Origin of the sequence: Amycolatopsis thailandensis, from assembly GCF_042723255.1 — a bacterium.
Lineage (GTDB): Bacteria > Actinomycetota > Actinomycetes > Mycobacteriales > Pseudonocardiaceae > Amycolatopsis > Amycolatopsis thailandensis.
The window spans coordinates 47,834-68,581 of the sequence record NZ_JBHXJK010000023.1 but is presented as its reverse complement, the minus strand read 5'-3'; the positions used below and the strand labels follow the sequence as shown (position 1 = coordinate 68,581).

The 20,748-nt window shown below is 68.5% G+C and carries 19 protein-coding genes; 13 read left to right on the top strand and 6 right to left on the bottom strand.

The window, feature by feature from the left end; translation table 11 throughout:
- The first annotated feature begins 168 nt into the window (after positions 1-168).
- Genes ACFWMR_RS11985 through ACFWMR_RS11970 form a run of 4 tightly spaced genes read left to right on the top strand, consistent with a single transcriptional unit; the run spans position 169 to position 4,501 of the window.
- Complete coding sequence (locus ACFWMR_RS11985) at positions 169-1,131, top strand: ABC transporter substrate-binding protein (protein ID WP_378378365.1); 963 nt, start codon at positions 169-171, stop codon at positions 1,129-1,131.
- On the top strand, positions 1,118-2,017 hold the full coding sequence (locus ACFWMR_RS11980; RefSeq protein WP_378378364.1) for an amino acid ABC transporter permease: 900 nt from the start codon (positions 1,118-1,120) through the stop codon (positions 2,015-2,017). The genes ACFWMR_RS11985 and ACFWMR_RS11980 overlap by 14 nt, the downstream gene beginning before the upstream one ends.
- Entirely contained in the window at positions 2,010-2,777 is a 768-nt protein-coding gene (locus ACFWMR_RS11975; RefSeq protein WP_378378363.1) for an amino acid ABC transporter ATP-binding protein, read from the top strand. The genes ACFWMR_RS11980 and ACFWMR_RS11975 overlap by 8 nt, the downstream gene beginning before the upstream one ends.
- Positions 2,774-4,501: an aminotransferase class V-fold PLP-dependent enzyme gene (locus ACFWMR_RS11970; protein ID WP_378378362.1), complete on the top strand. Its 1,728-nt coding sequence runs from the start codon at positions 2,774-2,776 to the stop codon at positions 4,499-4,501. Before ACFWMR_RS11975 ends, ACFWMR_RS11970 begins: the two co-directional genes overlap by 4 nt.
- 74 nt (positions 4,502-4,575) lie before the next feature.
- Here the strand turns inward: ACFWMR_RS11970 and ACFWMR_RS11965 are convergent, their stop codons facing one another.
- Positions 4,576-5,748 (bottom strand): macrolide family glycosyltransferase, encoded by a 1,173-nt coding sequence (locus tag ACFWMR_RS11965; RefSeq protein WP_449224327.1) that lies wholly within the window; start codon positions 5,746-5,748, stop codon positions 4,576-4,578.
- 287 nt (positions 5,749-6,035) lie between these two features.
- Here ACFWMR_RS11965 and ACFWMR_RS11960 point away from each other — a divergent pair, with 287 nt between their 5' ends.
- From ACFWMR_RS11960 to ACFWMR_RS11930, 7 genes are all read left to right on the top strand, one after another.
- On the top strand, positions 6,036-7,580 hold the full coding sequence (locus ACFWMR_RS11960; RefSeq protein ID WP_378378360.1) for an alpha/beta hydrolase: 1,545 nt from the start codon (positions 6,036-6,038) through the stop codon (positions 7,578-7,580).
- Positions 7,581-7,724: 144 nt separating this feature from the next.
- A complete protein-coding gene (locus tag ACFWMR_RS11955) occupies positions 7,725-8,627 on the top strand; it encodes an ABC transporter ATP-binding protein (protein WP_378378359.1) in 903 nt (300 codons plus the stop codon).
- Entirely contained in the window at positions 8,624-9,355 is a 732-nt protein-coding gene (locus ACFWMR_RS11950) for an ABC transporter permease (protein ID WP_093932094.1), read from the top strand. Before ACFWMR_RS11955 ends, ACFWMR_RS11950 begins: the two co-directional genes overlap by 4 nt.
- A 20-nt stretch (positions 9,356-9,375) precedes the next feature.
- Positions 9,376-10,002 (top strand): hypothetical protein, encoded by a 627-nt coding sequence (locus ACFWMR_RS11945; RefSeq protein WP_378378358.1) that lies wholly within the window; start codon positions 9,376-9,378, stop codon positions 10,000-10,002.
- Positions 9,999-10,322: a winged helix-turn-helix domain-containing protein gene (locus tag ACFWMR_RS11940; protein ID WP_093932096.1), complete on the top strand. Its 324-nt coding sequence runs from the start codon at positions 9,999-10,001 to the stop codon at positions 10,320-10,322. The genes ACFWMR_RS11945 and ACFWMR_RS11940 overlap by 4 nt, the downstream gene beginning before the upstream one ends.
- Positions 10,309-11,625: a DNA polymerase IV gene (locus tag ACFWMR_RS11935; protein WP_378378357.1), complete on the top strand. Its 1,317-nt coding sequence runs from the start codon at positions 10,309-10,311 to the stop codon at positions 11,623-11,625. Before ACFWMR_RS11940 ends, ACFWMR_RS11935 begins: the two co-directional genes overlap by 14 nt.
- A 102-nt stretch (positions 11,626-11,727) precedes the next feature.
- Positions 11,728-12,585: a hypothetical protein gene (locus ACFWMR_RS11930; RefSeq protein ID WP_378378356.1), complete on the top strand. Its 858-nt coding sequence runs from the start codon at positions 11,728-11,730 to the stop codon at positions 12,583-12,585.
- A gap of 50 nt (positions 12,586-12,635) precedes the next feature.
- Here ACFWMR_RS11930 and ACFWMR_RS11925 read toward each other — a convergent pair whose 3' ends face one another.
- From ACFWMR_RS11925 to ACFWMR_RS11910, 4 genes are read right to left on the bottom strand one after another with little or no spacing between them, the layout of a single operon-like run.
- Positions 12,636-13,373, bottom strand: a complete 738-nt coding sequence (locus tag ACFWMR_RS11925; RefSeq protein ID WP_378378355.1) for a FadR/GntR family transcriptional regulator — start codon at positions 13,371-13,373, stop codon at positions 12,636-12,638.
- Positions 13,370-14,407 carry an ABC transporter permease gene (locus ACFWMR_RS11920; protein ID WP_093932100.1) on the bottom strand — a complete coding sequence of 346 codons (1,038 nt, stop codon included), beginning with the start codon at positions 14,405-14,407 and terminating at the stop codon, positions 13,370-13,372. The genes ACFWMR_RS11925 and ACFWMR_RS11920 overlap by 4 nt, the downstream gene beginning before the upstream one ends.
- On the bottom strand, positions 14,404-15,948 hold the full coding sequence (locus ACFWMR_RS11915) for a sugar ABC transporter ATP-binding protein (protein ID WP_378378354.1): 1,545 nt from the start codon (positions 15,946-15,948) through the stop codon (positions 14,404-14,406). The genes ACFWMR_RS11920 and ACFWMR_RS11915 overlap by 4 nt, the downstream gene beginning before the upstream one ends.
- Before the next feature lie 20 nt (positions 15,949-15,968).
- Complete coding sequence (locus tag ACFWMR_RS11910; protein WP_244199525.1) at positions 15,969-16,928, bottom strand: substrate-binding domain-containing protein; 960 nt, start codon at positions 16,926-16,928, stop codon at positions 15,969-15,971.
- Between the two features lie 322 nt (positions 16,929-17,250).
- Between ACFWMR_RS11910 and ACFWMR_RS11905 the strand changes: the two genes are divergently transcribed.
- On the top strand, positions 17,251-18,381 hold the full coding sequence (locus ACFWMR_RS11905) for a CapA family protein (RefSeq protein WP_378378353.1): 1,131 nt from the start codon (positions 17,251-17,253) through the stop codon (positions 18,379-18,381).
- Positions 18,382-18,452: 71 nt separating this feature from the next.
- On the opposite strand, the gene ACFWMR_RS11900 is transcribed toward ACFWMR_RS11905, so the two are convergent.
- Complete coding sequence (locus tag ACFWMR_RS11900) at positions 18,453-19,478, bottom strand: family 2 encapsulin nanocompartment cargo protein polyprenyl transferase (RefSeq protein ID WP_378378352.1); 1,026 nt, start codon at positions 19,476-19,478, stop codon at positions 18,453-18,455.
- Between the two features lie 485 nt (positions 19,479-19,963).
- Between ACFWMR_RS11900 and ACFWMR_RS11895 the strand changes: the two genes are divergently transcribed.
- The gene (locus ACFWMR_RS11895; RefSeq protein WP_093932105.1) at positions 19,964-20,728 is read left to right on the top strand and encodes a bestrophin-like domain; all 765 of its coding nucleotides are present in this window, start codon (positions 19,964-19,966) and stop codon (positions 20,726-20,728) included.
- The last annotated feature ends 20 nt before the right edge of the window (positions 20,729-20,748 follow it).

Genomic DNA, 20,748 nt, shown 5'->3' with positions numbered 1-20,748 from the left:
CGGTTGTTGGGTTTATCTTTGTTTTTTGTGGGTCCCCCATCTACCGAAAATTGTCTTTGGGGCACCCCTCATGACATCCACCGGACAGAATTTCAACTCGCAGTTGACCTCTTCAACAGCCAGTTGTAGCGTCGGCGACCACCCCGAGGCACCGTGGAGGTCCCCGTCATGCCGTCGACGCCGCACACCCTGACCCGAACCTGGCGCTTGGCCGTGCTCACCGGCCTGGCCGCGCTCGTCACCGCGGCCTGCGGAGGCGGGCCCGACGGGGCCGGCGGCCAGGAACCCGCGGCGTCGGGGGCACCTTCCGCGATCCCGGACACGACCGCGCTGATCGAGGCCGTCCAGAAGGACGCCGCCGTCACGCTGCCCGCGAAGTACGCGCAGGCCGGGATGCTGCACCTGGCGTCGAACCTGCAGTCCGCGCCCAACAATTTCTACGCCGCCGACGGCAAGACCCCGATCGGCTACGAGGTCGACCTCGCCAAGGCCATCGGCAAGAAGCTGGGCGTCACCGTGCACCACCAGGACATGGCGTTCGGCTCGCTGATCACGAGCCTCCAGTCCGGCCGCGTCGACCTCACGATGGCCGCGATGAACGACACCAAGACCCGCCAGGCGCAGATCGACTTCGTCGACTACTTCTCCTCCGGCATCACGATCATGGTCCGCAAGGGCAACCCCGACCAGATCGCCGGCCCGGACACGTTGTGCGGCAAGAACGTCGCCGTCGTGCAGGGCACGAGCCATCAGAAGTTCGCGGAAGAGCAGAACGGGAAATGCGCGCAGGCCGGCAAGCCCGCGCTGACCGTCACCGCGACCGATTCCGACACCCAGAACCAGAACCAGCTCCGCACCGGCCGGGTCGCCGCCATCCTCAACGACCTGCCCAGTGCGGTCTACATCTCGCGCACCGCGGGCGAGGGCAAGTTCTTCGAGGTCGTCCCCGGTGAGCCGATCAACGGCGGACCGTACGGGATCGGCGTCAACAAGGAGAACAAGCCGCTCGCCGAGGCGGTCCAAAAGGCGTTGCAGTCCCTGATCGCCGACGGCGGCTACGGCAAGATCCTGCAGGCCTGGGGCGTCGAGCAGGGCGCGGTCAAGGAGGCGAAGCTCAATGGCGGAAGTTGAGCCGCTGCCGATCGTCCGGCTGAAGCACTGGGGCCGCTGGGTCAGCGGCGTCGTCATCCTGGTGCTGCTGGTCCTGCTCGGGATCGCGCTCGGGAACGCGCAGATCCAGTGGGACTCGGTCCCGGAGTTCCTGTGGTACCGGGTGATGGCGGTCGGCCTGCTCAACACCGTGCTGCTCGCGGTGATCGCACAGGGTTCGGCGATCGTCATCGGGATCGTGATCGCCCTGATGCGCCGCTCGGCGAATCCGGTGGCGCGCTGGTTCGCGGCGGGCTACATCTGGCTGTTCCGCGGGCTTCCGGTGTTGTTGCAGATCCTGATCTGGTACAACCTGGCGCTGGTCTTCGAATTCATCTCGATCCCGCTGCCGTTCGGCGGCCATCTGCTGCACGAGCAGACCAACGTGCTGATCACCGCGTTCACCGCCGCGCTGCTCGGCCTGGCGCTCAACGAAAGCGCGTACATGGCGGAGATCGTCCGCGCCGGGCTGAACAGTGTCGACAGTGGACAGACCGAGGCTGCGAAGTCGATCGGCATGTCGCCGGGCGCGACGCTGCGGCGGGTGGTGCTGCCGCAGGCGATGCGGGTGATCATTCCGCCGACCGGCAACGACTTCATCAACATGCTCAAGGGGACGTCGATGGCTTCGGTGATCGGCGTGACCGAACTGATCCACGCCGCCAACAACATCTCGTCCAACAACCTGCTGGTGATGGAGACGCTGCTGGCGGCCGCGGTCTGGTACATGGTCGTGGTGACCGTCGCCGGGGTCGGACAGCATTATCTGGAGCGCGCCTTCGATTCCGAGGACCGGTCGCGAAGTCCGTTCTCCCGTGCCGCCAAGGCCTTGCGCACGGCGCCGCTGGTGAGGAGTGAACGTGGCTGAGGCACTGTTGAAGGCCGTCGGCGTCCGCAAGAGCTACGGGCACACCGAGGTGCTGAGCGGGATCGACCTCGAAGTCCACAAAGGACAGGTGGTCTGCCTGCTCGGCCCGTCCGGGGCGGGGAAGAGCACCTTCCTGCGCTGCGTCAACCACCTGGAGACGATCGACGCCGGCCAGGTCTGGGTCGACGGCGAGCCGATCGGCTTCCGGCTGCGGGGCGGCAAGCTGTACGAACTGAAGGAACGCGAGGTCGCCCGGCAGCGGCGCGACATCGGCATGGTGTTCCAGCGGTTCAACCTGTTCGGGCACCGGACGGCGTTGCAGAACGTCGTCGAGGGGCCGGTGCGGGTGCTCGGTGTCCCCGCCGACGAGGCCCGGGAAGAGGCGCTCGAACTGCTCGACAGGGTCGGTCTCGCGCACCGGGCCGACGCCTATCCGGCGCAGCTGTCCGGTGGGCAGCAGCAGCGGGTCGCGATCGCCCGGTCGCTCGCGATGAAACCGAAGCTGATGCTGTTCGACGAGCCGACGTCGGCGCTCGACCCGGAACTCGTGGGCGAGGTGCTGGCGGTGATGGGTACGTTGGCCGCGGAGGGGATGACGATGGTCGTGGTGACGCACGAGATGGGGTTCGCGGCCGAGGCCGCGGACGAGGTGGTGTTCATGGCCGACGGCGCGGTCGTCGAGACCGGCCCGCCGGGGGAGATCCTGAGCTCGCCGAAGCACGAGCGGACCAAGCAGTTCCTGGCGCGGGTCCTCGCATGACGCGGATCTCCCCGCGGTACCTGCTGCAGTTCGACGAACCGGCCGGGTACCTCGACTTCGCCCGGTTCGGCCCGCCGTCGCACGCCGTGCTCGACACGACGGCGAGCCTGCTCGACGCTTCGACCAAGGCCGGGCCGTCCACAGTGGACGACCTGATGCGGCAGGAGACCCGCGCCAAGGCCGCCGCCGCGCGGCTTTCCGGCAACGACACCGACCACACGGTGCTGCTGCCGCACACCAGTCTCGGACTGTTCCAGGCCGCTTTCAACGCTCCCGGCGGTGAAGCGCTGGTGTCGGCGTCGGAGTTCCCGGCCAACACCTATCCGTGGGCGCGGGCCGAACAGGCGGGACGGCTGACCGTTCGGCGGCTGCCGCTCGGGAACGTCACGGCGGACGCGGTCAAAGCGGCCCTGACCCCGGAGACGTCGCTGGTCAGCGTGAGCGCTGTCGACTTCCGCACCGGGTATCGCGCCGATCTGGCCGCGATCCGCGAGGTGGTGGAGGACAGGCTGCTCGTCGTCGACGGCATCCAGGGTTTCGGCGTGACCGAGGCGCCGTGGGAGGTCGCGGACGTGCTCGTCGTCGGCGGTCAGAAGTGGCTGCGGGCGGGCTGGGGCACCGGTTTCGCCGTGCTGTCCGACCGCGCGCTGGAGCGGATGGAACCGATCCTGTCCGGCTGGACCGGCGCCCGTGACCCTGGCCTGTTCGACGACGAGATCCATCCGGCCGACGACACCGCGGCCGCGTGGTCGATCTCGAACTTGAGCCCGATCACGTCGGGCGCGTTCGCGGCGGCACTGGAACTGGTCGAGGAGGCGGGCGTCGCGGCCATCGCCGGGCGGATCGCCGAACGCGTCGGCGAACTCGAAGAAGCCGTGAAATCCCTGGGCGGGGAGGTGGTTTCGGCCGTCGAGCGCCGGGCCGGGATCCTCGCCTTCACCGTGCCGGGGCACGCCGCCGAACAGGTGGGGGCCGCGCTCGCGGACGCCGGGATCGCCGCGACCGTGCGGCCGGAACACGTCCGGCTGTCCCCGCACGCGTCGACCCCGGCGAGCGCGGCGGAACAGGTGCGCTCGGCGCTGGGTCGTTTGAAGAAGCCGGTTCGCGCCTTCGAGGCGCCCGTCGTCGCGTCGGCGGCGTCGGGGGACTTGCTCACGGCGCTCGTCCCGGCGGTGCACGCGCTCGCGGCGATGCTGGGGCCGGGCAACGAAGTCCTGCTGCACGATCTGAGCAGGCTGCCGGACTCGATCGTCGCCATCGCGGGCGACCTCACCGGCCGGACGGTCGGCGGGCCGATGACGGATCTGCTGCTGGGCCTGGTCCGTCGCGGAACCACACAAGACCTGACGAACTACGAGACCCACGGCCCCGACGGGCGCGCGATCCGCTCGTCGACCCTGTTCCTGCGGGACGCCGACGGGGTCGCGATCGGCTGCTTGTGCGTCAACCGGCTGACCGACGGCGCGCCGAGGGCGAACGGGCACGAACCCGAGACGTTCCCGCCGGACGTCGACAGCCTGCAACGGTTCCTGATCGGGCGCGCGGTGACGAAGGCCGGGATCCCGGTGGACCTGATGAAGAAGCGGCACAAGGCGGCCGTCGTCCGGGAACTGGACGAGGCGGGGTTCTTCCTCATCAAGGACTCCGTGGACCACCTCGCCGGGGAACTCGACGTCACGCGGTACACGATCTACAACTACCTGAACGAGATCCGGGGCACCTAGCGGGGCGCGCGCGTGTCATGAGGGGTCCCCATCGGACACTTTTCGTCCCATGGGGACCCCTCATGACATCACCGCTACGCGAGGAAGGACTCCACGGCATCGGCCGCCCGGTCGATCCCGCCGTTCCCCCGGGTCTCGGCCCGCACCTCGGCGAGCCGCGCCGCCACCGAAGGAGACCCGGCGACCCGCTCGACGGCGGCACGCAACGTCGAGGCCGTCACCTCGGAGGCCGCGAGTTCCTCACCGACGCCCAGTTCCGCCAGTTTCGCCGCGTTCCCGAAGCCGTCAGTGGCCAGCGGGATCGCGACGGTCGGCACGCCGTACCACAGCGATTCCGTGCTGCCGCCCATGCCGGCGTGCGTGATGAACGCCGACGCGGCCTCCAGCACCGCGAGCTGCGGGACGAACGGAAGGGCCTCGAAGTGCTCGGGCAGCGGCCCGAGTTCGGCGACGTCGGTCTGCCCGATCGAGATGACCACGTGCCAGTCCGAGTCGCGGAACCCGTCCACGCACGCGCGGAACAGGTCGAGCTGGTCGGTGAACGCCGTGCCGAGCGACATCAGCAGGACCTTCTTGCCGTTCGCGGGCGGGGTCCAGCTCCGGTCGGCGAGACGTTCCGGGTCCAGCGCCGGGCCGACGAACCGGACCGACGGCGGCACCCGCTCGACGTTGGGCTGCATCGCCCTCGGCAGCAGCGCGAGCACCTGCTCCGGATGGGAGATCCAGTCCCAGGCGTCGGCCTCGATCCCGTTCTCGTTCAGCCACTGGGTGAAAGTGGCGAAGTAGTCCTTTCCGGCCGGCGAAGACCGGATCGAGGTCAGGATCTCCGCCATGTCCTCTTCGTAGCCGTCCCAAGCGACATACGTCGGGGAGAGCTGCACCGCCGGAACGCCGTAGCGCCTGGCGAGAAGAGGCGCCGGGAGCCCGCCGATGTCGTACAGCAGCAGGTCCGGGCGGTTGTCGTCGTAGAACTCTGTCAGCACCGGCATCGCCTGGATGCCTTCGTCGAGGAAGACCCGCATCTGCGACGCCGGGTCCTCCGGCCACGCCGACTGGTCGCCGAGCGGGAGGATCGAAGGGTGCGAGACGATCTCGGCCCCGGTCGGTTCGATCAACCCGGTGAGTGGCTCGCCCACGACGTAGCTGACGCGGTGCCCGCGAGCGACCAGCTCACGGATGATCGCCAGCGAAGGGTAGATGTGACTCGGGGCGGTGCAGCCGATCATCCCGATGTGCTTCTGCATGATGTCCTGTCCGGATCCGTCAAGGGACGTCAGACGGCGCGCAGAAAGGGGGCCACCCGATCGCGGGCGGCCCTGCGGTCACGCCGTCTCAGGCGGTGCGGATGCGCACGTAGTAGATCATGATCGAGATCGTAACCGACGGCATCCGGCCTCCCAACCGATTAACCGGTTGCCCGGTTTGCCGCGATCGGGACCCGCCGTTGGTAGGGATCTTCGCGGGAAGGCTTTCGCAGGTCACGCACGTGGATAGGGTTTCGGGGCTTTCACCTTTGGAGGGAAAGGGAAATACCTTGAGACGTGTTCTCAGCACCGCGCTGGCCTTGGCCACGCTCGCCTCGGTCGCGGTGACCGCGCCCGCCGGCGCGGCCGAAGCGGCGCAACCCGCCGAGACGATCACCTGGGGAGCGTGCACCGACCCGACGTTGATCAACGCCGGCGCCGAATGCGGCTACCTGTCGGTCCCGCTGGACTACTCGCGGCCACGCGGCGAGAAGATCCAGCTCGCGCTCAGCCGCGTCAAGCACAAGACGCCCGAAGCCCAGTACCAGGGCGTCATGCTCACGAACCCGGGCGGTCCCGGCGGTTCCGGGCTGCTGCTCGCGACCCGCGGGACGCGCGTGCCGAACCACGCGGGCGACGCCTACGACTGGGTCGGCTTCGACCCGCGCGGTGTCGGCTCCAGCAAGCCCGCGCTCTCGTGCATCCCGAACTACATGGACTACAACCGGCCGGGCTACGTGCCGAAGACGCGGGAGCTGGAGAAGACCTGGCTTCAGCGCTCGAAGTCCTACGCCGACGCGTGCGCGGAGAAGAACAGCCGCGCGCTGCTCGAGAACATCAAGACGACCGACACGGTCAAGGACATGGAGAGCATCCGCAAGGCGCTCGGCGCGGAGCAGCTGAACTTCTACGGGTACTCCTACGGCACCTATCTCGGCCAGGTCTACGGGACGCTGTTCCCGCAGCGCGTCCGCCGGATGGTCCTCGATTCCACTGTGGACCCCCGCAACGTCTGGTATCAGGCCAACCTGAACCAGGATCTCGCCTACGACGTCAACCTCAACATCTGGTTCGGCTGGGTCGCCTCGCACGACGACGTCTATCGCCTCGGCAAGACGCAGGCCGCGGTGAAGCAGGTCTTCGACGAGCAGCTGAAGAAGCTGGCCGCGGTCCCGGCCGGTGGCTACGTCGGACCGGACGAGTTCCTCGACGTCTTCCAGCAGGCCTCCTACTACCAGCTGCGCTGGACGCTGCTCGGTGACGCGCTCGCGAAGTTCGTCAACAAGGGCGACTGGCAGACGATGAAGGGGCTCTTCGAGAGCTTCGGCGGCCGCGGCGACGACAACAGTTACGCCGTCTACCTCGCCGTCCAGTGCACCGACGTCAAGTGGCCGCAGAGCTGGCAGCAGTGGAAGCACGACAACTGGCGGACCCATCAGAAGGCGCCGTACTACACGTGGCAGAACGCTTGGTACAACGGGCCTTGCCTGTACTGGCCCGCGAAGCCCGGCAAGCCGGTCAAGGTCGACGGCAAGAAGGTGCCGAGTGTGCTGATGATCGGCGAGACGCTCGACGCGGCGACGCCGTATGAAGGCAGCCTCGAAGTGCGTAGCCGTTTCCCTGGCGCTCGCCTGCTCGGTGAGCCGGGCGGCACGAGCCACGCGATCACCCCGCGCGGCAACGCGTGTGTCGACAACCGGATCGCCGACTACCTGGCGACCGGGGCCCTTCCCGACCGCAAGCCGGGCCGGACGGCCGATGTCGAATGCGCGCCGCTACCGCTTCCCGTACCCACCCCACCCGCGGCCGCCGCCCTCTCCCGGGTGCCCGCCTAGCCCCAAGTACATGAAGGCCCCCTTCCTTGCGCCTAGGTACAGGAAGGGGGCCTTCATGTACTTCTGGGGTTTTCAGGGCAGGGGACTTTGTGTTACAAAGTGGAAGTGAGCTTTGTGGTTCAGAGTGCTCGAAGGGGGAGAGTCATGGCGGACGCGTTCAGTCTCGAAGGGCTGGTGAAGCGCTTCGGTGACGTCCTGGCCGTCGAAGACGTCAGTGTGCGGGTCGCACCGGGGGAGGTGGTGGCGCTGCTCGGGCCGAACGGTGCGGGCAAATCCACCACGATCGACATGCTGCTGGGCCTGACCAGGCCGGATTCGGGGCAGGTCCGGGTGGCCGGGGTCAGCGCGGCCGAGGCGATGGACCGGGGGACGGTCGGCGCGATGGCGCAGAACGGGACCCTGCTCAGGGACGCCACGGTCGCCGAACTGGTCGGCCTGTTCGCCTCGCTGCACCGGAATCCGCTGCCGACCCGCGAGGTGCTCAAGCGCGCCGGCGTCACCGAGTACGCGAACCGCCGCTGCGGGAAGCTCTCCGGCGGCGAGCAGCAGCGCGTGCGGTTCGCGCTCGCGCTGGTCGGCGATCCGGAGCTGCTGGTGCTCGACGAACCGACCGCGGCGATGGACGTCGACGGGCGGCGCCGGTTCTGGGCGTCGATGCGCGAGTACACCGAGACGGGCCGCACGGTCCTCTTCGCGACGCACTACCTCGCCGAGGCCGAGGACTACGCGGACCGCGTCGTGCTCATGCGGCACGGCCGGGTCGTCGCGGACGGGCCGGTCGGCGAGGTCCGGGCCGCGGTCGCCGGCCGGGTGCTGCGCGCCCTCGTCCCGAACGCCACCGAAGCGGCCCTCGCCGCGCTGCCCGGGGTCTCGCGAGCGGTCCTGCGGGCCGGGCACGCGGAGCTGAGTTGCGCCGATTCCGACGCCGCCATCCGCGGGTTGCTGCGCGAGTTCCCGCTCGCCGCGAACATCGAGATCACCGCCGTAGGACTGGAAGAAGCCTTCATCGCGCTGACCGCCGATGAGACCGAGGGGGCCTTGAAATGAGCCTGAGTTACCTCGCGCTGGAGATCAAGCGCATCGTCCGAAGCCCGCAGTTCGCGCTGTTCACCATCGGCATGCCCCTGGCGATGTTCCTGTTGTTCGGCGGGATCTTCGGCGCCCAAGAGATCGCACCGGGGATCTCGACCGCGACGGTGACCATGGTGAACATGGCGGCGTACGGCGCCATGACCGCCGCGCTGTTCACCGGCACCCGTGTCGCCACCGAACGCACCGACGGCTGGCAGCGCACGCTGCGACTCACCCCGATGCGGGCGCCGGGCTATCTGATGGTCAAGGTGTCGGCGGGCCTGTTCGTGGCGCTGCCCGTGCTGCTGGTGATCTTCGCGGCGGGCATGATCCGCGGCATCCGGCTCGAAACCGGCCAGTGGCTGACGATCTTCGGATCGCTGTGGCTCGGGGCGCTGCCCTTCGCGGTACTGGGCCTGATGATCGGCCTGTTCGGCAAGGGCGACACCGTCCAGGCCGTGACCGGCGCGCTGATGCTGCCGCTGGGCATGTTCGGCGGGCTGTGGATCCCGTTGCAGATCCTGCCCGGCTGGATGAACACCGCCGGGCACATCATGCCGACGTACTGGCTGGGCGAGATCGGCCGCGCGCCGGTGCTCGGCGGCTCGGGGGTGCTGATCGCCGCCGGGGTGCTCGCGGCGTGGCTCGTGGTGCCCGCGCTCGTGGTGATGGCGAGGTTCCGGCTCGACACGGCGAGACTGTGAGCGCGTGTTAGTTTTCCGAGGTGGTGGAGGATGAGCACGACGACGCGCGGCCGATGACGCCCGAGGAATCGCTCGCGCTCATCGCCAGTCAAACGGAGAAGACCCGGCGCGAGATCGGGCCGAACCCGGCCGTGCTGCTCGCCGTCTGGGGTCTGGTGTGGCTGTTCGGTTTCGGTCTCATCTACGTCTCCGCTCCGCCCACCGCCCTGATGCCGATGTGGGTCGCCGCGACGATCACCATCGCCGGGTTCGTCGGCGCCATGGCGTACTCGGCGATCTACGGCATCCGCGCGGGCCGCGGCGTACGCGGGCCGTCCCGGCTCGTCGGGGCGATGTACGGCTGGAGCTGGATGATCGCGTTCGGCGGGCTGACGGTGGTGAACACCGCCCTGATCCGCCTCGGCCTCGACACCGACCTGATCCCGTTGCTGTGGTCCGGGACCTCGCTCATGCTGACCGGCCTGATGTACCTCGCGGGCGGAATGCTGTGGCAGAGCAAGCTTCAGTACGGCCTAGGCGTGTGGATCATCGCCTGCGGCGCGGCGAGCGTGCTGGCCGGGGGACCGCACAACTTCCTCGTCCTGAGTCTCGCGGGCGGCGGGGGCTTCCTGGTGGCGTCACTGGTGTTCCTGGTGCGGTCGCGATGAGCGAAGACGGGCTGCCGCAGCTCGATCCGGTGATCCACGCGCAGGCACGGCTGAGAGTCACCGTGGCGCTGTCGAGCCTGGGGCAGGGGGACAGCATCACTTTCCCGCGGTTGCAGCAACTGCTGGACATGACGCCCGGCAATCTGTCGACGCATCTGCGCAAACTCGAGGACGCCGGCTACGTCGAGATCACCAAGGCCTTCGAACATCGCACACCGGTGACGCTGGTCGAGCTGACCACCCGGGGCCGGGCCGCGTTCGAGGAGTACACGAAGGCCCTGCACCGTCTTCTCGAGGTACCGGGCGATGGGCGGGCATGACCGGTGGGTCATCCACCTCGACATGGACGCGTTCTACGCCTCCTGTGAGCAGCTGACCCGGCCGACGCTGGCGCGGCGGCCCGTCCTGGTGGGCGGCGCGGGCCCGCGCGGCGTGGTCGCCGGGGCGAGCTACCAGGCACGCGAACACGGGATCAAGTCGGCGATGCCGATGTCGCAGGCACGACGGTTGTTGCCGCCCAACGGGGTGATCCTGCCGCCGCGGTTCAAACTGTACGAACTGCTGAGCACCCAGGTGTTCGACCTCGTCGCCCAGTACGCGCCCGTGCTGGAAAGGATCTCCCTCGACGAGGCCTTCGCGGAACCGCCTTCGCTGGCCGGGGCTTCGTCGGCCGAGGTGCGGGAGTTCGGCACCCGCCTGCGGGAGCACATCCGGTCGGAAATCGGGCTGGTGGCGTCGATCGGGGCGGCGTCGGGGAAGCAGGTCGCGAAGGTCGCCTCGGATCTGGCGAAACCGGACGGGCTGCTCGTCGTCGACCAGGGCACCGAACGCGACTTCCTCGCCCCGCTGCCGACCAGGGTGCTGTGGGGGATCGGCCCGGTGGCGGAAGGGAAGTTGCGGGCGATCGGCGTCCGGACGCTGGGGCAGCTGACCGCGCTCTCCGACGCCGACGCGGTGTCCACTTTGGGCAGTGTGGTCGGCCGGGACCTGCGGCGCCTCGCCACCGGCGTCGACGACCGGCCGGTGTCCGACCGCGCGGAGCTCAAGCAGGTCAGCGCGGAGACGACCTTCGACCGGGACCTGATCGACCTGCCGAGCCTGCGGCGGGAGGTCCGCGACCTCGCCGTCCACGCGCACAAACGGTTGGTGAACGCGGGGAAGGTGGCCCGGACGGTGGTGGTGAAACTGCGGGACACCACGTTCAGCACGGTGACCCGTTCGGAGACGATGGCCTCGCCCACCGACGAATTCGACCAGCTCGCCTCGATGGCGGAAAGGCTGCTGATCGACCCGACGGAGTTCGGCGGGGTCCGGCTGGCGGGCGTCGCGTTCTCCGGGCTTTCGGTGCCGCATCAGGATCCGCTGTTCACCTTGTCAGTCCCCGTTTCCGAAGCTTCGGAGACGTCGGTTTCGAAGGAACCCGCTCCGGTCGTGTTCTCGGGCTGGCGGCCTGGCGATGACGTCGTGCACGAGGAGCACGGGAGCGGCTGGGTGCAGGGCGCCGGGCACGGGCGCGTGACCGTCCGTTTCGAGACGCGGTCCAGCGGGCCCGGAGTAGCGCGGACCTTCACCCAAGAGGACCCGGCCCTGCGACGCGGCGATCCCTCCGACTGTCTTTCCTGAGGCCGCTGCGCGTTCCGCTCGTGACGCGATTCGGCTATTCTCCAAGGAGGAGCGCCGGGAAGTCTGGTCGGCATGGTGTTCGTCGACCCCGAAGGAGCTCCCGTGGCCGCTCAGCCTTCAGTGCCGATGCTCATGGATCGGCGGCGTACATCCTTCCTGGTGGCCGCTGGCGGGATCATGCTCTTCCTTGCCGTTTTCCTCGGGCTTTGCTTCGGTCTCACCGAGAAAGGCCCCGCCGACTGGGCGGGAAGCACCGAATTCGTGGTCGACGGCATCCTGTCGGTCTCGCTGCTCACCGCCGCGATCGCGTGCGCCATCGCTCTGCGACACAGCCGCAAGATAGGCGAAGCCGCGGTCGGCACCGGGCTTCCCACGGAAACAGCCGTCGCACGGGAGCCCGGATTCGAGGTACTGCCCCAGCGTTTTCACACCATGAGCCTCCTGGCCATCCCGTCCTTTTGTGCCTGTGCCGTGGCGTTCGGTCTCGTGGTGTGGTCCTCACTGGCGACCGGTTCACCGGGGCTCGTGGTTCTCTTCGGCATTCCACTGGCCCTCGGGATCGTGGGCAGTCTGACCGCCTGGGTCGGCTGGGACAGAAGAGCCAAGTCCGTGCGGAAGACCGGCTGGTACGCCGCGAAAGTCATCGACATCGAGGTCTTCAGCGCGAACGACCTCCGCCTTCCGGCGATCTCGGTCGGCTTCGAAGACGGCAGTACGATCGGGTTCAGTTCGAGCCTGTCGACCTACGACGCCGGATATCGCGCGGGACGCCGCTGTCTCGAGGTGTGGGTCGGCGGCGAAGACGCCGCCATGGTCGTCTTGTTCGAAAACGGCCGCTTCCGGAAAGGCCTCTACCCGGTACCGGTGAAGGCCGTCGGTCCGCGTACGTTTCCGCAGAGTTCGGCGCCTCCTCTTAGCCGGGCCGGCGGTCCGAGCTGGGCCATGCGAGTCGGGCGCTAGGAGCCCCTGCCCGGCTGACGTCCACCTGATCACGCGTGTCGTCCACCTGATCACGCGAGTTCGCCGATACCGCAAGCCGGGCCGGCGTGTCCGGACGGACGACACGCGTGACTGGATGGACGACACGCGTGATCAGACGGACGACACGCGTGATCGAGCGGCGGCACAACGGTTTCCAGCAATCGGCGCGACGCCGATTCCGCCCCGTCGGCGTCCTTTCCGAGCACCATCGCCACCACGAGCGAATGCGCCGCGAGCACGTCGTCGCCCGGGACCTCTTCGAGTGCCGCGACGACCGGAACGTGCAACTGCGCGATCAACGGATTGCCGGACGCGCGGAGCAGCGCCGCGTGAAAGGCGCTGTCGGCCTCCTGGAAAGCGCGGAGATCGGCGGCGTCGGCCATCAGCCCGTACGTCGCGACGAGGACCGCGAGTTCGTCCGGACGACGGTGCCACGCCGCCATCCTCGCCGCCTGCGGTTCGATCGCCAGCCGCAGTTCGTACAGGTCCGCCATATGCCGGGGGCGGTCGGGCCCGGCGACCCGCCAGGCGATGACGTCCGGGTCGATCGCGTCCCAGTGCTCCGGCGGCCGCGTCCAGGTGCCGACCCGCGGCCGCGCCGTCACCATGCCCTTGGATTCCAGCACCCGCAACGCTTCCCGCACCACCGTGCGCGACGCGGAGAAGCGGCGGCCGAGTTCCTCCGGCACGATCGGCCGCTCGGTCCCGAGGGCGCCGGAGACGATCAGCCTGCCCAGTTCGTCGACGATCCGGGCATGCCGGGTCATACGGGCAGGCCGACCCGGCGTTCCCCGCTCCGGACCTGCTGGAGCACGACGGCGACGACGAGCAGCGAGCCGGTGGCCATGTTCTGCCAGAAGGGGTTGACGCCGAGCCCGGACATCCCGTTGTTGAGCACGCCCAGGATGATCACCGCCAGCACGGTGCTGATGATGGATCCCTTGCCGCCCTTGAGCATCGTGCCGCCGAGCGCGGCGCCGGTGACGGCCAGCAGTTCGAGCCCTTCGGAGCCGGACGTCGGCTGCCCGGATCCGGTGCGCGCGGTGATCAGCAGCCCCGCGATCGCCGCGACCACCCCGACGAGGGCGTACACGCCGATGATGTAGCGGTTGATGTTGATCCCGGCCAGCCGCGCGGCCGTGTCGTTGCCGCCGATCGCGTAGATGTTGCGGCCGATGTCGGTGTAGCGCAACAGGAAGTGCAGGACGGCCGCGACGAGCAGGAACACCCACACCAGCGTCGGCAGCCCGGCGATGGAACCCTTGGCCAGGAAGATGAACAGGTCGTCGGCGCCGGTGTAGCCCTGCGCCTTGCCGTCCGAGACCACCTGCGCGATGCCCTTGTACGTCGCCAGCATCGCCAGCGTCGCGACCACCGGGTTGACCCGGCCGAAGATGATGATCATGCCGTTGACCAGGCCGCACACCACGCCGACGCCGATCGCGGCGAGTGTCCCGACCGCGGAAGAGCCGGTCGAGGTGAACACCATCGCCGAAACCACCGACGCGAGCCCGGCCATCGAGCCGACCGAGATGTCCAGCGCGCCGAGGATGATCACCAGGGTCTGCACGAGCGACAGCAGGCCCATGATGGTGATCGCGCTGCCGATCAGCAGCAGGTTGTTGGTACGGAGGAAGTTCTCGTTCAGCGAGCTCATCAGGATCACCAGCGCGATCAGGGTGAGCAGCAGGCTCGAGTTCTGCACGCCGATCGCGGTCAGCACCCGCCGCACGGGGGAGACGTGCCCGGTCTCCGCCGCAGGAGCCCGTTCTTCGGATTCGGTGCGCGTGGGGGTGCTCACGAGACGATCTCCAGGTCTTCTTCGGCAGCGGGTTCGGTGGCGGGGATGGCCAGGGTCAGGACGGCTTCCTCGGTCGCGTCGTCGCGGCCGAGTACGCCTGCGACCCGGCCGGCGCGCAGGACGACGATCCGGTCGGCGAGGCTCAGCACCTCGGGCAGATCGGACGAGATCACCAGCAGCGCGATGCCCTCGGCCGCGAGACCGTCGATGATCCGGTAGATCTCGGCCTTCGCGCCGACGTCGACACCGCGGGTCGGCTCGTCGAGGATCAGCAGCTTCGGGCGTCGCGCGAGCCAGCGGGCGAGGACGGTCTTCTGCTGGTTGCCGCCGGAGAGCTTGCGGACCTCCTGCTCCATCGACGGTGTCCGCACCCGCAGTTCGCGCACGTACTCCTCGACGAGCTCGCGTTCCTTGGCCCGCCGCACCACCCGGAACCGGCGCAGCCGGTCCAGCACGGCGATGGAGACGTTGTCCCGTACGGACCGCTGCATCAGCAACGCGTCGGTCTTGCGTTCCTCCGGCGCGAACCCGATCCCCGCCTTGACCGCGTCGCCGGGAGTGCGGGCACGCAACGGTTTCCCGTCCAGTTCGACGGTGCCCGAGCGCACCGGCAGGTCGCCGACGATCGCGTGCGCGAGCTCCGAGCGCCCGGCGCCGACCAGACCGGCGAGGCAGACGACCTCGCCCGCGCGGACCTGAAGCGAGATGTCCGTGACGTCGTCGGTGGTGACGTGGTCGAGCCGCAGCACGACCCGGCCGGTCTCCTGGGTGACCCGTCGCTCCAAAGTGGACAGATCGCGGCCGATCATCATGCGCACCAGCCGGTTCTCGTCGGTGGCGGCCGCGTCCTCCACCCCGATCAGCTTGCCGTCGCGCAGCACCGCCACCCGGTCCGCGAGCTGGAAGATCTCCTTCATCCGATGCGAGACGTAGACGACCGCCACGCCGCTGTCGCGCAGCCGCCGGATCAGCGCGAACAACGCGTCGACCTCGTGTTCGGACAGCGACGACGTCGGCTCGTCGAACGCGATCACCTTCGGCGGTGTCTTCGCGGTGAGCACCCGCAGGATCTCGACCAGCTGTCGTTGCGCGGCGGACAGCCTGCTCCCGAGCGTCTCCGGCCGCAACACGCCCTCGAACCCGTACTCCCGCAACGCTTCCTGCGTCATCCGGTGCAGGGTCCGGCGGTTGACCAGCCGTCCCCGCGCGGGCAGTTCGCCGACGAAGACGTTCTCCGCCACCGAAACGTGCGGGATGATCTCCGGCTCCTGGTAGATCACCCGGATCCCGGCGGCCATCGCGGCACGCGGGCTGTCGAAGGTCACGGGACCGCCGCCGATCAGCAGATGCCCGTCGTCGGGACCGTGGTCGCCGGACAGCACCCGCAGCAGGGTGGACTTCCCGGCGCCGTTCTCGCCCATCAGCGCGAGCACCTCGCCGGGCCGGAAGTCCAGGGTGACGCCGTCGAGCGCCGTCACCCCGGAGAACCGTTTGCTGATCCCTTCGGCGGTCAGCGCCGCCGCGGGTTCGGATGTGGCCATGGAAACGCCTCCACGCGGGATCAGATGCAGTTGACGCCGGCCTGCTTGTAGTTGTCCTTGGTGACGATCTGGGTCTTCGCGATCGTCTCCGGGGGCAGCTCCTTGGAGTTCTTCACCTTGTCCACGAGCAGTTGGATCGCGGTGCGGCCGACCTCGGCACCGGAGATGAACAGCGCCGACTTGTTGCCGGTGTCCTTGCCTGCGGCCCAGTCCTTGCAGGTCAGGTATGCGCCGAGGCCGACGCCGATGATGTCGTTCGCGGCGACGCCCGAGTTCGCCAGCGCGGTCACCGCACCGGTCTCGTTCTCGTCGTTGCAGCCCCAGACCACCCAGTGCTTGACGCCCGGGTTCGAGCCGATCACCGCGCCGGTGCGGTTCTGCGCGTCGACCGGGGTGTTGTCGGTGCCGACCTCGATCACCGGGACCTGGGCACCCGCGTCCTTATCGAATGCGGCCTTCGCCGCCGAGACGCGGTCCGAGCACACGGTCAGGTCCTGCTTGTAGGCGCTGATGATCTTGGTGTCGGCCGCGGTCCAGCCGGCCGCCTTGAACAGCTTCGCGGCCTCCTTGCCGACCGAATCGCCCATCTGTGAGCCGTTGAAGCCCACGAACGGCGACTTCGCGCCGCCGCCGTCCTTGATCACGTCGTCGGAGGCGATGATCGGGATGCCCGCGCTCTTGGCCTTGTCGAGCACCTGCGGGCCGATGGCCTGGTCCGGGACGACGATCGCGATGCCGTTGGCGCCCTGGGCGAGCGCGGCGTCGAGTTCGGTGATCGCCTTGTTGGCGTCCTGCCCGAGGTTGACGACCTTGAGCTCGACGCCCAGTTCCTTCGCCTTCTCCTGCGCGCCCTGCGCTTGCTCGACGAAGTACTGCTGGTCGCCCTGTTTCTGCAGGTAGAAGAGGGTGACCTTGCCGCTCGCGGGGGCCTGTTGCTGCGGCGCGGCGGTCTCCTTCCCGGAGGAGCAGCCGGTCAACACGACACCGGCAATCAAACAAGAACCAACAATGCGCCAGGGCAGGGACCTGTGCGAAGCTGTGGACATCGGATGCTCCCAGGACGAAGCGGAAGAGTGTGACTCGTATTACTAAACACTCTTCCGGGTGACGTCAAGGCGCGATTGAGTCACAGAAGACGGCTGTGGTCGTACAAATCCCACGTGAGAAGCCGGGTATCTCGACGAGTAGTCACGACGAACTTGTCCGATGTCTGTCCGATCGTTCTTGTTGACTTTGGTTGAGTGTCGTACCCATTCGGCGTAAGGCAGGATGAATGGGACAGTCACCCGATCGAGGGAATCCATGTTCAGCTCCCGCGCCCGCAAGACCACCGCTCTCCTCGGCGCCACCCTGGTGCTCGCCGCCTGTAGTTCCGCCCCCGAGCAGCAGCAGTCGCCCGCCGCGTCCGAGGCGCCGCCGCAGTCGAGCCAAGCGCCGGACGGGTCGTTCACCGTGGTCGCCACCGGTGACGTGCTGATCCACCCGGCGCTGACCGATCAGGCCAAGGAGGACGGCAAGGGCGAGATCGACTACCGGCCGCTGCTGGCCGGGATCAAACCGCTGATCTCCGGGGCCGACCTCGGCATTTGCCACCTCGAAACCCCGCTCGCCCCGAAGGGCGGGCCGTACAGCGGGTATCCGTCGTTCAGCGCGCCGCCCGAGATCGTCGACGCGCTCAAGGACACCGGGTACGACAACTGTTCGACGGCGTCGAACCACACGATCGACCAAGGCGCCGAGGGTGCGAAGCGGACGCTCGACAAGCTCGACGAAGCAGGGATCAAGCACACCGGCTCGGCGCGTTCGGCGGAAGAGGCGAAGAAGCCGCTGATCGTCGACGTCAAGGGCGTCAAGGTCGCCCAGATCTCCTTCGCCTACGGGTTCAACGGGATCAAGGTGCCCGCGGGGAAGCCCTGGCTGGTCAACCAGATCGACGCCGAAGACGTGATCGCCCAGGCCAAGGCGGCGCGGAAGGCGGGCGCCCAGGTCGTCGTCGCGAGCCTGCACTGGGGCACCGAGTACCAGCACGACGCGACCGCCGAACAGCGCTCACTGGCGAAGAAACTCCTCGGCGACGACTCGATCGACCTGATCATCGGCCACCACGCGCACGTCGTGCAGCCCTTCGAACAGATCAACGGCAAATGGGTCGCCTACGGCCTCGGCAACAGCGTCGCCCGGCATTCGGAGCCGAAGGGCTCGACCGAACAGGGCGCGGCCGCGCGGTTCCGGTTCGTACGGGATGGCGAACGCTGGAAGGTCGACAAGGCCGAGTACGTGCCGACACTGGTCCAGCTCGGCCCGCCGATCCGGTTGCTCGACCTGACCGCCGGGCAGAGCGGGGACGACGGCGCGGAAGCGCTCAAGGCCACCGACGAGGTCGTCCTCAGCCGGGGCGCCGGTGATCAGGGACTGACCCGCCCCGGGCGCTGACCCCCTCGGGTCGACAGCGGGTGGGCCGGGCCGTTTCGACCGGCCCACCCCTGCCTTTCCGCGCCCGGTCTTCAATAACGTCGCCGCACCACCAGTTTCGCGAGGGCCGCGAGCTCGGCGCCTGGGCGGGGCACCGGGTTCGAGACGGCGAGATGGTGCAGCGCGCCGGTCAGGAGCGCGTCGGCCTGCTCCTGGCTCCATGCCCGGCCGCCCGCCCGTTCCACCAGCTCCGCCGCGTGGGGCAATTCCGCGGCGTCGAGGTTTTCCTTGCGGTACAAGGCATCCAGTTCTCGCCCGGCTTCGGTCCCGGAGTGGAGCGCGGCCACCACCGGCAGGGACTTCTTCCGGTTGGAAAGATCCGAGTGGACCGGTTTCCCGGTCACCTCCGGATCGCCCCAGATCCCGAGGAGATCGTCGATGTGCTGGAACGCCAACCCGAGTGCCCTCCCGTACTCGGTCAGCCGGTCGACCTGATCCTGCCTCCCTTCCCCGGCGAGCGCGCCGAGCGTGCAGGACGCCCCGAGCAACGCGCCGGTCTTCCCCTCGGCCATGCGTACGCATTCGGCGGTGTCGACGTCACCGCGTTCCTCGAACTTCAGATCCGCGCTCTGTCCCTCCAGCAGGTCGATCACGGCGGAGCTCAGCACCCGCAGCGCGGTCTGCCCGAACGGCGCCAGCACCTCGAAGGCGCGGCACAGCAAGGCGTCCCCGGCGAGGATCGCGGCACCCGTGCCGAAGACGGTCCACGCGGTCGGGCGGTGCCGCCGGGTGGTGTCGCGGTCCATCACGTCGTCGTGCAGCAGCGAGAAGTTGTGCACCATCTCGACCGCGACCCCCACCGGCACGGCGACTTCGGCGTCACCGCCGACCGCTTGGGCCGACAACAGCGCGAGCGCGGGCCGTAACGCCTTCCCGCCGTCCGAAGTGGAGGGCCGGCCCTGTTCGTCCCACCAGCCGAAGTGGTAGCCGGCGATGATCCGCATCGAGTCGGGCAGGCCGTCGACGGCCTCGCGCAGCGCCGGGTCGAGCAGATTCCGGCTCCAGGTGAGGACTTCGCCGGCGGGCCGGGTACCGGCACGGGTGTCGATGGTCGTCAACGGACTCCCTTTCAGTCTCGTAGTCGACGGATTACTCAACCGGCAGGCGACCCGGTGAACTGCTGTTCTCGCAATTCGCGGATACTCATTCGGGTGGAGTGGGTGCAAAATCAACATAGCAAGCGGTAATGCCCGGACAAACAACTCGATCGGGTCTCAGGGGAGGTTCACCTGTTTGCCGGACTGGGCCGTACGCGGCGGTGACCGGCGGCCGTTCGGGCTACGGAGCTGCTCGAAATGTCGGTATAGCGCTACTTCAGTGACGTCCAGTGGCCGGTCCTCACCCGGTCGTGAAGCCGTGCTCTCCGAGCGGTGACACGCCTTTCCAGGGCGTGGCGGAATTCGTTTCGCGATATGAGAAATTGGGCCGAGCCGGTGATGATCGACCTGGGTTGCTCCGCCGCAGGAATGAATTGATTCAACCGGTCTTTTCCGCGCGGCGAACCGTGAACTAGCTTCAGCACTCATCGCACGGAGGGAGTCGAATGGGTATTTACCTGACCGGCATCGCCTGGGTCGTCGGCGCGGCGGCACTCGCGGGGTTCGTCGGCTACCTCGTCCGCAAGTTCGGCTGGGACGAAGGGCGGCCCGACAACAACGACGCCGCGGGCCAGGTGTTCACCATCGTCGGCGGGCTGCACGCCGTCCTGGTCGCCTTCATCTTGATCTCCCTGTTCGACTCCGCGAGTGCGGCGCGCGAAGGCTCGTACCACGAGGCGGACAGCCTGGTCGCCGCCGTCTGGGCCGCCGATTCACTGGGGGACGAGGTCAAGGGAGAGGTCCGGAAGCTGAGCGCCGACTACATCTCCACGGTCGAGAAGAAGGAGTGGCCGCAGATGGCGGGCGGCGGCGAGTTCGTCTCCGACACCGGCTGGTCGCAGCTCGACCGGTTGCGCAAGGCGGTCGACAAGGCCTCTTCGGACGATGACTGGCTCCGCGAACGCAAGACCGAAGCGTCCGCCCAGCTCTGGCAGGTCTACGAGGCCCGGCAGGATCGGCTCAACGCTGTCGAGGGCGGGCGGGTCGGTGGTGTCGTCTGGTTCGCGCTCATCCTCGGCAGCCTCATCTCGGTGCTGCTGCCCAACCTCTTCGGCGGCACCCGGCTGGCCGCGCACTTGGTGATCGTGTCCACCCTGGCCGGTACGGTCACGCTGCTGCTGTTCGCGATCTACCAGCTGCAGAACCCGTTCGGCGGCGGGGTGCGGATCCCGCCCGACGCGTTCACCGCCGCGCTGGCCAGGCTCGCTTGAGCGGGCGGGGACCGTGGACG

Bases quoted from the DNA above. Each gene is read 5' to 3' on its own strand.
- ACFWMR_RS11985 (WP_378378365.1), top strand. From the start codon at position 169: ATGCCGTCGACGCCGCACACCCTGACCCGAACCTGGCGCTTGGCCGTG.
- ACFWMR_RS11980 (WP_378378364.1), top strand. From the start codon at position 1,118: ATGGCGGAAGTTGAGCCGCTGCCGATCGTCCGGCTGAAGCACTGGGGC.
- ACFWMR_RS11970 (WP_378378362.1), top strand. From the start codon at position 2,774: ATGACGCGGATCTCCCCGCGGTACCTGCTGCAGTTCGACGAACCGGCC.
- ACFWMR_RS11955 (WP_378378359.1), top strand. From the start codon at position 7,725: ATGGCGGACGCGTTCAGTCTCGAAGGGCTGGTGAAGCGCTTCGGTGAC.
- ACFWMR_RS11950 (WP_093932094.1), top strand. From the start codon at position 8,624: ATGAGCCTGAGTTACCTCGCGCTGGAGATCAAGCGCATCGTCCGAAGC.
- ACFWMR_RS11940 (WP_093932096.1), top strand. From the start codon at position 9,999: ATGAGCGAAGACGGGCTGCCGCAGCTCGATCCGGTGATCCACGCGCAG.
- ACFWMR_RS11935 (WP_378378357.1), top strand. From the start codon at position 10,309: ATGGGCGGGCATGACCGGTGGGTCATCCACCTCGACATGGACGCGTTC.
- ACFWMR_RS11925 (WP_378378355.1), bottom strand. From the start codon at position 13,373: ATGACCCGGCATGCCCGGATCGTCGACGAACTGGGCAGGCTGATCGTC.
- ACFWMR_RS11915 (WP_378378354.1), bottom strand. From the start codon at position 15,948: ATGGCCACATCCGAACCCGCGGCGGCGCTGACCGCCGAAGGGATCAGC.
- ACFWMR_RS11905 (WP_378378353.1), top strand. From the start codon at position 17,251: ATGTTCAGCTCCCGCGCCCGCAAGACCACCGCTCTCCTCGGCGCCACC.
- ACFWMR_RS11895 (WP_093932105.1), top strand. From the start codon at position 19,964: ATGGGTATTTACCTGACCGGCATCGCCTGGGTCGTCGGCGCGGCGGCA.